Source organism: Tibeticola sediminis, from assembly GCF_003843835.1.
Lineage (GTDB): Bacteria > Pseudomonadota > Gammaproteobacteria > Burkholderiales > Burkholderiaceae_C > Tibeticola > Tibeticola sediminis.
Window position 1 is genome coordinate 412,972 of record NZ_RKQL01000002.1, and the last position, 8,652, is coordinate 421,623.

Genomic DNA, 8,652 nt, shown 5'->3' on the forward strand with positions numbered 1-8,652 from the left:
AAGTGTTTCTTGCCTCCTTGACCATTACGCCTGGCCCGCGAACCAGTGTTCGCGCGCCTTCATGATCAATGCCTTGGCTTCGTCTTCCGACTGACCGGTGATCGCCATGAGTTCATCGACCGCCAGATCGGCGAGCTCATCGCGGGTATGAATGCCATGCGTCGCGAGCTTGGCAATGAGTTCCGGCGTCAGCCCTTCGAGCGTACGCAGATCCTGCGAGACATCTTCGACGCTTTCCTCGCGGGCGATCTCCATCGTCAGCAGCGCATCCTTGGCGCGGGCTCGGAGCTCGTTGACCGTCTCCTCGTCGAAGCTCTCGATCTCGAGCATCTCCTGCAACGGCACGTACGCGATTTCCTCGAGGCTCGAAAAGCCCTCCTCGATCAGGATGTCGGCAATCTCCTGGTCCACGTCGAGCTTTTCCATGAACAGCTGCCGCAGCGCCGCGGCTTCTTCCGCGTGCTTTTGCGCCGACTCCGCCGCATCCATGATGTTGATCTTCCAACCAGTCAACTCGGAAGCCAACCGCACGTTCTGCCCGCCGCGGCCAATCGCGATCGCCAGGTTTTCCTCATCGACCACCACATCCATCGCATGGCGTTCCTCGTCGACCACGATCGACTGCACGTTGGCCGGTGCCAGCGCACCAATCACGAACTGGGCAGGGTCCTCGCTCCAGAGGACGATGTCGACGCGCTCGCCAGCCAGTTCCTGCGTCACCGCGTTCACCCGCGAACCCCGAACCCCCACGCAGGTACCGATCGGGTCGATGCGCTTGTCGTGGCTCAACACCGCGATCTTGGCGCGGCTTCCCGGATCACGTGCACACGATTTGATCTCCAGCAGCCCTTGCTCGATCTCGGGCACTTCCTGCCGGAACAGTTCGATCATGAATTCGGGCGCCGTGCGCGACAGCAAAATCGGCGCGCCGCGCAGGCTCAGATCGACCTCCATGATCATCGCGCGCACCCGGTCACCGACGCGGAGATTCTCTTTGGGGATCATTTCGCTGCGCTTGAGCCGGCCTTCCACGCGCCCGGACTCGACGATCGCGTCGCCCTTGTCCATACGCTTGATGACGCCGTTGAAGATCTTTTCGCCGCGGCTCATGAAGTCGTTGAGCAGCATTTCCCGCTCGGCGTCGCGGATCTTCTGAAGAATGACCTGTTTGGCGGCCATCGCCCCGATTCGGCCGATCGGAACCGAGGGGATCGACTCCTCGATGTAGTCACCGACCTCGACACCGGGCACGCGCTCGCGCGCATCCATCAACAACTCTTCGGCGTCGGGATTCTGCAAGCCTGCATCGTCTGGGACGACCAGCCAGCGGCGGAACGTCTCGTATTCGCCCGTATCGCGGTTGATCGACACCCGAATGTCCACATCGCCCGGATAAAGCTTCTTCGTCGCCTGCGCCAGAGCCGCCTCGACCGCCGCAAAAACGACATCGCGCTCGACGTTCTTCTCGCGCGAGATGGCATCAATCAACATCAACATTTCGCGATTCATGGCATGCCTCTTTCTAGCTCCATCCAGCCGTATCAATCTGAATCATCCGCCGCGAGCGGCTGACGACCATCCAAAACATCATTTTTAGTTGGGGGCAGCTCCGCGGGTTTCGACCCACGCCCCTTGAAATCCACCACCGGAGCGAGTCGGGCCTCGCGAAGTTCGTCAAGCGCAAACTCCAAAGCCTGCAGCGTCACCGGGCGGCGACGCTTGCCGACCTTGGCACCGGGCTTGACCGCGGGCTCGTCACTCCAGACGATGCGCCAACGATCCGGTACTGCTTCCGGCCCATCGACACGCTCCAGAACGCCCCGAAACTTCTTTCGACCCGCGCCGAGCCCCGCAACACCAGCGGCTTCTTTGCCGATCGGCGCCTTGAGCACGACATCGACCAGCGAACCCTGGTAGCGTTCAAAATCGCCCTTGCCCCGCAAGGGCCGATCGATCCCCGGAGAGGACACTTCGAGCCGCCGATAATCGACCCCCTCGACCTCGAGCGCGAACTGAAGCTGCCGCGTCACCCGCTCGCAGTCCTCGACCGTGATGAACTGCGGCTCAGCAGCGCCAGGAGCCCATGGCCAGTCGATCGTGATGCGCAACACCCCCCCAGCGGAGCGTTCAATCTCCACAAGCTCGTACCCGAGTCCGGTGACAACCTGCTGGACGACGTTTTGTAAAACCACGGGGCGGTAAGGCGCTGCTCGACTGGAAATGTAGGGAAAAATCAGCTCGACCAAAAAAAACGGGCGGTCAGTACCCGCCCGTATGGTCGTGAGCCGCTGATTATATAGCATCAGCGAGCACCAAGCCCCCCAGTTTGTCCGCCTCACCGGCGCGCAGCGCCTGAGAGGCTGAGAGGGAATCGGTCATGCCCGCTTTGGCGTCCCAAAACACGCCCGAGGGCGTTGCAAATGCGCGCCGTAGCCCGAGCTACGGCTGTGCTTTGCGCCTACTCGGGCGCGCTTTGTGGCGCCCCTTCGGGCACGCCCAATTCCCTCTCAGCCTCTGAGCCCGCAGTGTCGTGGCCAGCCACATCGCGCCCCAGGCCAGCCGCAGAGCCCCATGCGACAATTCCGATCGTTTTGCATCACTTCCTTCGGAGACTACATTCATGAGTGCTTCCCCCGGCTTTCTGGCTGGCAAAAAGCTGCTGATCACCGGCTTGATCTCGAATCGGTCGATCGCCTACGGCATCGCCCGCGCTTGCCACGCGCAAGGCGCGGAACTCGCGTTCAGCTATGTCGGCGAGCGCTTCAAAGACCGCATCACCGAATTCGCCGCCGAATTCGGCTCTCGGCTCGTCTTCGAATGCGACGTCTCGAGCGATGAACAGATCGAAGCGCTGTTCCAGCAACTCGGTGCCGCATGGGGCCGCTTTCATGGTTTCGTGCACAGCATCGGTTTTGCACCCCGCGAAGCCATCTCGGGCGACTTTCTCGATGGCCTGACCCGCGAGAACTACCGCATCGCCCACGAAATCAGCGCCTACAGCTTTCCGGCAATGGCCAAAGCTGCCTTGCCCTACCTCGAATCCAATGCGTCCTTACTGACGATGACCTATCTCGGTTCGGAGCGCACGGTTCCCCACTACAACACGATGGGCCTGGCAAAAGCCTCCCTCGAAGCCTCGGTTCGCTACCTGGCCGAATCCCTGGGCCCGCGAGGCATCCGGGTCAACGGTGTCAGCGCCGGCCCCATCAAAACGCTGGCGGCCAGCGGCATCAAAGACTTCGGCAAGCTGCTGGCCGTTTCGGCCGCTGCTGCGCCCTTGCGTCGCAACGTAACGATCGAAGAGGTCGGCAACGTCGCGGCCTTTCTGCTGAGCGACCTCGCCAGCGGCGTCACCGCTGAGATCACCTATGTCGACGGCGGTTACAACCAGACGGCCGGCGTGTCAAAGGAAATCGTCGACGCACTGGGCCAGTAAGCTTGCTCCGAACCTGGCCGATGGATGCCATGGCCGTCCGGGGGTGCCCCATGAAGCGGGCACCCTCCAGGACCCTCAGCCATCGAAGGCCAGCCACCCCAGATCAGCGGACGCAATCGGCGTAGTACCGACGCACCCCGTCCTTGCCGACCTCTTCCACAAGGCCGTGGATATCGGTTTCGAAGCCCGGGCACTGCGCGTTGAATTCCCTTGAAAACTTGAGGTAGTCGACGATCCGCCGGTTGAACACCTCGCCCGGAATCAGCAACGGAATCCCCGGTGGGTAAGGCGTCACCAGCCCCACGGTGATTCGCCCTTCGAGGGCGTCGATCGGCACCCGCTCGGTTTTTCTCCGAGCGATATGGGCATAGGCCTCGGCCGGCGTCATCGCCGGCTGCAGATCGCTCAGATACATCTCGGTCGTCAGCCGAGCAATGTCGTATTTCGCATAGAGTTCGTGGATCTGCTGACACAGATCGCGCAGGCCCATGCGTTCGTACTGCGGGAACTTGTGGCAGAACTCCGGCATGATCCGGCCCATGGGCTGGTTCTTGGCGTAGTCGTCCTTGAACTGCTGCAGTGCGGTCAACATGCTGTTCCATCGGCCCTTCGTGATGCCGATGGTGAACATGATGAAGAAGCTGTAGAGCCCGGTCTTTTCGACCACCACCCCGTGCTCGGCCAAGAACTTCGTCACGATGCTGGCGGGAATGCCGGTTTTCGCAAAGCGGCCATTCAAATCCAGGCCTGGCGTGACGATGGTCGATTTGATCGGGTCCAGCATGTTGAACCCATCGGCGATCTCGCCAAAGCCATGCCAGCGGGCGCCCTTGCGGCCCTTGGCATCGCTGCGCAGCACCCAGTCTTGCGCGCGGCCTATCCCCTCCTCGGCGAGCTTGTCCGGGCCCCAGACCTTGAACCACCAGTCCTCGCCATATTCCATGTCGACCTTGCGCATGGCGCGACGGAAATCGAGCGCCTCGGCGATGCTCTCCTCGACCAGTGCCGTTCCACCGGGCGGCTCCATCATGGCGGCGGCAACGTCGCAGCTGGCAATGATGCTGTACTGCGGCGAAGTCGAGGTGTGCATCAGGTACGCTTCGTTGAACAGAGCGCGGTCGAGCTCCACGTTCTCCGAGTTCTGCACCAGCACATGGCTCGCCTGACTGATCCCGGCCAAAAGCTTGTGAACCGACTGAGTGGAATAGACCACGGCGTGCTTGGGGCGGCGCCGCTTCTTTCCCATCGCGTGAAACGTCCCATAAAACGGGTGAAAGGCGGCGTGGGGCAGCCAGGCTTCATCGAAATGCAGGTTGTCGACGTAGCCGTCGAGCAGTTCCTTGATGGTTTCCGTGTTGTAGAGCACGCCGTCGTAGGTGGACTGCGTCACCGTCATGATCCGTGGCCGCACCGTCTCCGCATCCATGTGACGAAGCAAAGGGTTGGCCCGAATCTTCGCTTTGATGGCTTCGGGGGTGAACTCGCTTTGCGGAATCGGGCCGATGATGCCGTAGTGATTGCGCGTCGGCTTTAAAAACACCGGGATGGCCCCGGTCATGATGATCGCGTGCAGAACCGACTTATGGCAGTTCCGGTCGACCACCACGACATCCCCGGGGGCCACCGCGTGGTGCCAGACCATCTTGTTGCTGGTGCTCGTCCCGTTGGTCACGAAGAAGCAGTGATCCGCGTTGAAAATGCGCGCGGCATTACGCTCACTTTCACCAATCGCTCCGTCGTGGTCGAGCAACTGGCCCAGTTCCTCGACCGCATTGCACACGTCGGCCCGAAGCATGTTCTCACCGTAAAACTGGTGATACATCTGGCCCAACGGACTTTTGAGGAACGCCACGCCGCCCGAGTGACCGGGGCAATGCCAGGAATACGACCCGTCCTCGGCGTAATCGAGCAAAGCCTTGAAAAACGGCGGTTGCAGCCCTTCCAGATAAGACTTGGCTTCGCGGATGATGTGCCGAGCGACGAACTCCGGCGTGTCCTCGAACATATGGATGAAGCCGTGGAGCTCGCGCAGAATGTCGTTTGGGAGATGCCGGCTGGTCTTCGTCTCGCCGTAGATGTAGATCGGCACGTCTGCGTTCTTGCGCCGCACCTCCTGGATGAAGGCGCGAAGACTCAGGACCACCGGGTCGAGGTCCGGGCCCTCCGAAAATTCTTCGTCGTCGATCGAGAGAATGAAGGCGCTGGCGCGGCTTTGCTGCTGGGCAAACTGGCTCAGGTCGCCATAGCTCGTAACCCCGAGCACGTCGAAGCCCTCGTGCTCGATGGCCTGGGCGAGCGCACGAATACTGAGGCCGGACGTGTTCTCCGAACGGTAGTCTTCGTCGATGATGACGATCGGGAAGCGAAACTTCATGGTGGGCTCCGGCCCCGCAGGGCGTGAGAAAAGGAGAGAGCGACGCGCGAGAGCGCGATGAAACAGGCGCGAAGTGTAAGGAATTCGTGCGACCTGCCGTTTGCGTTTACAAGCCAATGCCGCAGAATCCCGACAACTTTGCAAAAGGGACACATCCATGGCGCAATCGACCGTGTGGTGGCTATTGGCCGGCTCGGCCGTGGTGATGGAACTGCTCACCGGTACTTTTTACCTGCTCATGCTTGCCCTGGGCCTGGCCGCCGGGGCCCTGGCCGCCCACGCTGGGGCAGGCACCACGGGGCAACTGGTCGCTGCCGCGCTCGTGGGCAGCGGCGCCGTGGTCGGCTGGTATCTGCGCGACCGGCGCCATGCGGGCGATCCGTCGCCACGCGGCCTGCGCAGCGTCAACCTCGACATCGGCGAAATCGTCCATATCGACGCCTGGAATCACGACGGCAGCGCCCAGGTCCGCTACCGCGGGGCCAACTGGACCGCTCAACGACGTGGCGACCTCCCCGCCACTACCGGCCCGCACCGCGTGGTCGAACTCGTCGGCAACCGGTTGCTGGTCGAGCCGGTGGCCTCACCCGCCGCGTCGACAACAGACCATTGACGTCATCGAAAGCCTGGCCATGACTCTTGCCATCGTTCTCTTCGTCATTGCGGTGATCTTCATCTACCGCGCCATTCAGGTCGTGCCGCAGCAGAACGCCTGGGTGGTCGAGCGCCTGGGCAAATACCACCGCACCCTGCCGCCGGGGCCGAACTTCATCCTGCCGTTCATCGACAAAGTGGCCTACAAACACAGCCTCAAGGAAATCCCGCTCGACGTTCCCAGCCAGGTCTGCATCACGCGCGACAACACCCAACTCCAGGTCGACGGCATTCTGTACTTCCAGGTCACGGACCCGATGCGCGCGAGCTATGGCTCATCCAACTACATCATGGCGGTGACGCAACTCGCCCAAACCTCCCTGCGCAGCGTCATCGGCAAGCTCGAACTCGACAAGACCTTTGAGGAGCGCGACATGATCAACGCGCAGGTCGTGTCCGCCATCGACGAGGCTGCGCTCAACTGGGGCGTCAAGGTGCTGCGCTATGAGATCAAGGACCTCACCCCGCCGAAGGAAATCCTGCACGCCATGCAGCAACAGATCACGGCCGAGCGTGAGAAGCGAGCCCTGATCGCCGCCTCCGAAGGCCGCCGCCAGGAGCAAATCAACATCGCCACCGGCGAACGCGAAGCCTTCATTGCGCGCTCCGAGGGCGAGAAGCAAGCCGTGATCAACAAAGCCCAGGGCGAGGCCGCCTCCATCAGCGCCGTCGCCGAGGCTACCGCGGGCGCCATCGAGCGCATCGCCGCAGCCATCCGCCAGCCCGGCGGCGAGCAGGCCGTGCAACTCAAGGTGGCCGAGAAAGCCGTCGAGGCCTACAGCCGCGTCGCCGCGGACGCCACGACCACGCTCGTCGTGCCCGGCAACATGAGCGAGGTCTCCACCTTGATCGCCTCGGCCATGAAGATGGTGGAATCCACGCGCAGACCGGTCTGAGCCTATTGATCCGGCACTATAAAGATTGAACTTTTCGAGCCCATCCGTGTCGAAGATGCATGGACAAGGAAGACGCTCGTTACCAGAAGCTTGAGCAACTTCACGAACGGCGTAAGCAAGTCGTTCGGCTGCACCGAAAGGGCTACGGCGTGATGGCCATCGTCGAACTCACAGGGCTGAGTTACCCGGCGGTGCGCCGCGCCATCGACCTGTACGAAGCGGGCGGCGCTGCGGCGCTCAAGCCCGCAGCGCGTGGACGCTCGCCGGGTCAGGGCCGGCTGCTCAGCGCCGAGCAGGAGGAACTGGTGCGCCGCACGATCTGCGACAAGCGTCCCGAGCAGCTGAAGATGGACTTTGCGCTGTGGACTCGCGCGGCGGTCATGCAGCTCATCGAGCAGCTGTGCGGGCTCAAGCTGTCGGTGCGCGCGGTGGGCAACTACCTCAAGCGCTGGGGCTTCACGCCGCAAAAGCCGATCAAGCGCGCCTACGAGCAGCGCCCCGAGGCGGTGCAGCAGTGGCTCGAGCACGAGTACCCGGCCATCGAGCAGCGTGCCAAGGCCGAAGGCGCCGAGATCCACTGGGGCGACGAGACGGCGCTTGTGAACACCGACGTGCGCGGCAGGAGCTTTGCTCCGCGCGGCAAGACGCCGGTGGCGCGGGCCGTGGGCGGCACGCGCGAGAAGCTGTCGATGATTTCCACCGTCACCAACCAGGGCCGCGCCAACTGGATGATCATCGACGGGGCCTTCAACCACGAGCGGCTCATCGAGTTCTTCGAGGCGCTCGTGCGCGATGGCCGCAGGCTGGGTAAGAAGGTCTTCCTCATCCTGGACAACCTGGGCGTGCATCACTGTAAGCCCGTCAAGGCGTGGCTGGCCGAGCACGTGGCCGACATCGAGGTGTTCTACCTGCCCAGCTACAGCCCCGAGCTCAACCCGGACGAGCGGCTCAACGCCGACCTGAAGCACGCCATCGGCACCAAGGTGCCCGCGCGCACCAGACCCAAGCTGCGCGCGGCGGCCGAGCAGCACATGCAGTTCATCGAGTCCAACCCACAGCGCGTTCGGGCCTACTTCCAGGACCCCATCGTGCGCTATGCGGCATGAAGACATATTCGTGCCGGATCAATAAATCCGGCAGTTGACCGCTTCTCGCGAAAAGCAAGGTGTTGATGTTTCAACAATTTTCGGTGCGGAGGCCGTTCACCGCTTGGGTGAGCGCTGCGCACCCGTTCGAGCCGCCCTCGGGTGCGGGGGCGGCGTTGCAAATCCTCGCCATGGCGCCCGCCATGG

7 protein-coding genes are annotated in these 8,652 nt (G+C 62.6%); 4 read left to right on the top strand and 3 right to left on the bottom strand.

Annotation, left to right across the window (positions count from 1 at the left end):
• Window positions 1-24: 24 nt before the first annotated feature.
• Window positions 25-1,509 carry a transcription termination factor NusA gene (gene nusA / locus EDC62_RS06865; protein WP_124221938.1) on the bottom strand — a complete coding sequence of 495 codons (1,485 nt, stop codon included), beginning with the start codon at window positions 1,507-1,509 and terminating at the stop codon, window positions 25-27.
• A gap of 32 nt (window positions 1,510-1,541) precedes the next feature.
• Complete coding sequence (locus EDC62_RS06870; protein ID WP_124222045.1) at window positions 1,542-2,192, bottom strand: LSm family protein; 651 nt, start codon at window positions 2,190-2,192, stop codon at window positions 1,542-1,544.
• Between the two features lie 428 nt (window positions 2,193-2,620).
• Between EDC62_RS06870 and fabI the strand changes: the two genes are divergently transcribed.
• Window positions 2,621-3,436 (top strand): enoyl-ACP reductase FabI, encoded by an 816-nt coding sequence (gene fabI / locus EDC62_RS06875; protein WP_124221940.1) that lies wholly within the window; start codon window positions 2,621-2,623, stop codon window positions 3,434-3,436.
• Window positions 3,437-3,539: 103 nt separating this feature from the next.
• Here fabI and EDC62_RS06880 read toward each other — a convergent pair whose 3' ends face one another.
• Window positions 3,540-5,810 (bottom strand): arginine/lysine/ornithine decarboxylase, encoded by a 2,271-nt coding sequence (locus EDC62_RS06880; RefSeq protein ID WP_124221943.1) that lies wholly within the window; start codon window positions 5,808-5,810, stop codon window positions 3,540-3,542.
• A gap of 157 nt (window positions 5,811-5,967) precedes the next feature.
• Here EDC62_RS06880 and EDC62_RS06885 point away from each other — a divergent pair, with 157 nt between their 5' ends.
• From EDC62_RS06885 to EDC62_RS06895, 3 genes are read left to right on the top strand one after another with little or no spacing between them, the layout of a single operon-like run.
• Complete coding sequence (locus EDC62_RS06885; RefSeq protein WP_124221945.1) at window positions 5,968-6,423, top strand: NfeD family protein; 456 nt, start codon at window positions 5,968-5,970, stop codon at window positions 6,421-6,423.
• Window positions 6,424-6,442: 19 nt separating this feature from the next.
• Window positions 6,443-7,360, top strand: a complete 918-nt coding sequence (locus EDC62_RS06890) for an SPFH domain-containing protein (RefSeq protein ID WP_124221947.1) — start codon at window positions 6,443-6,445, stop codon at window positions 7,358-7,360.
• 59 nt (window positions 7,361-7,419) lie between these two features.
• Window positions 7,420-8,466 (top strand): IS630 family transposase, encoded by a 1,047-nt coding sequence (locus tag EDC62_RS06895; RefSeq protein ID WP_124221950.1) that lies wholly within the window; start codon window positions 7,420-7,422, stop codon window positions 8,464-8,466.
• The last annotated feature ends 186 nt before the right edge of the window (window positions 8,467-8,652 follow it).